General features: G+C 55.5%; 3 protein-coding genes. All 3 read right to left on the bottom strand.

Annotation, left to right across the window (positions count from 1 at the left end):
- Positions 1-801: pirin family protein (locus ADK28_RS23500; protein ID WP_048796829.1), on the bottom strand; the 801-nt coding region annotated here is incomplete at its 3' end.
- Positions 802-906: 105 nt separating this feature from the next.
- The gene (locus ADK28_RS32560) at positions 907-1,071 is read right to left on the bottom strand and encodes a hypothetical protein (protein WP_004934557.1); all 165 of its coding nucleotides are present in this window, start codon (positions 1,069-1,071) and stop codon (positions 907-909) included.
- 23 nt (positions 1,072-1,094) lie between these two features.
- Positions 1,095-1,250, bottom strand: a complete 156-nt coding sequence (locus ADK28_RS32555; RefSeq protein WP_016927390.1) for a hypothetical protein — start codon at positions 1,248-1,250, stop codon at positions 1,095-1,097.
- Between the last annotated feature and the right edge of the window lie 225 nt (positions 1,251-1,475).

Genomic DNA, 1,475 nt, shown 5'->3' with positions numbered 1-1,475 from the left:
TCCATCGACAGCATCTGCTCGATACGCGCCGGCACCGATGAGTAATCCCCGGCTCCCCTTCTGTGCATTTAACCCAATAGAGTTATTCTTCATGCCCAAATAGGCGAATTCATCAGGTGAAAAGATTTCACCATTAAGTTCAAATGCACCAATAAGGGGCAAAAAGCCGATTTCATAATCATCGCGCAACGGCAATTCGATTCTTGCCGCTTCTTCCCATTCCAGATCAATGGCGATTAATGGCGAAAGAGTAAACACCGGTGAACGATAAGCGCCAAATTCCCCGACCAACAAACGATGATTCACGCCGTTATTCTGCCATTGCGGCAAGTCAGGATAATGATCGAAGCGTGGCGCCATGTCGGCATGTTCGGCCGGCAGCGCGATCCATAATTGCGCAGCATGCAACCGCCGCTGCTCGCCCACCGACTGTTCCGTATGCGCAATGCCGTGCCCCGCGGTCATCAGGTTAACCTGCCCCGGGCGAATCACCTGCTCACTGCCGAGGCTGTCTCGGTGCAGCACCTCCCCCTCTATCATCCAAGTGAACGTTTGCAGCCCGGTGTGCGGATGCGCCCCCACATCCATGCCGGGCGAAGTGCCGTTGAACACCGTCGGCCCGGCGTGATCGAGAAAACACCAGGCGCCGACGGTGCGCCGCTCCCGGGTTGGCAACGCACGGTTGATCGGAATGCCCCCCACTTCGGCGTTACGCACGGCAATACGTTGTATCTGGCGCACGCCGTCAACGACGGGGCACTCGCGTGAAGGTGAAGAGAGCGTAGGACGTGGCTGACTCATCGCAAAGACCTCCTGAATGGCGCCGATTCGCCAAGGGTAACCGCCCAAGCTTAACACAGGACAGCTCCCCCGCAGAGCGACGACGTGCAGGCACGTCCGCGCGGTTCAGGGTGCTTTGATATAGCAGCTCTTGATGTCTATATCGTCATGCGCGTGCCTGAGATCGGAGAAATAGGTCACGCCAAAGAGAATTGATACCACCAGCAGCACGGACACCAACAGGCCGATGATCGCCAGCAGTTTGGTTTCATCATGGAGATTAGGCTCCATTTTATCTCCCCTAGTTAATCGCGTCAGGTCACCCACAGCGTGACCGCCAGCGTAAAGATAATCAGTGAGCAGGACGCCACCGCCAACACGACGATCGCAAATTGCGCATCACCCAAGGTTTCTCGATAATTTTTATCCGTTGAGGCGTTACGCTGTTGTTTCACTAAATCGGTTTTCACTCGTTCAACTGCTGCATTGCTGTTTGACGGGGCAAAACATCCCCTCAGAATAAGGCGCCAATGTCGCTGACTTGGTCGCTCCGGCCTCAACCGGGGGATGACGCTATCAATTTTCCCCATCAGGGTCAACACCGCGCCCGCCGGCGAGCGAGCAAGTACACAGGGGAGATGTAACTGGAATGGAGATCGCAGGGAAATAAGAGACGCCTATTGCAGAGGACAAAA

Source organism: Serratia sp. 506_PEND, from assembly GCF_001076875.1.
Taxonomy (GTDB): domain Bacteria; phylum Pseudomonadota; class Gammaproteobacteria; order Enterobacterales; family Enterobacteriaceae; genus Serratia; species Serratia marcescens.
Note: the sequence above shows the minus strand (reverse complement) of the source record. Positions and strands in the feature narration are given on the sequence as shown.

What these genes read in the sequence shown, in the direction of transcription:
- ADK28_RS32560 (WP_004934557.1), bottom strand. Translation starts at nt 1,071, where the DNA reads ATGGAGCCTAATCTCCATGATGAAACCAAACTGCTGGCGATCATCGGC.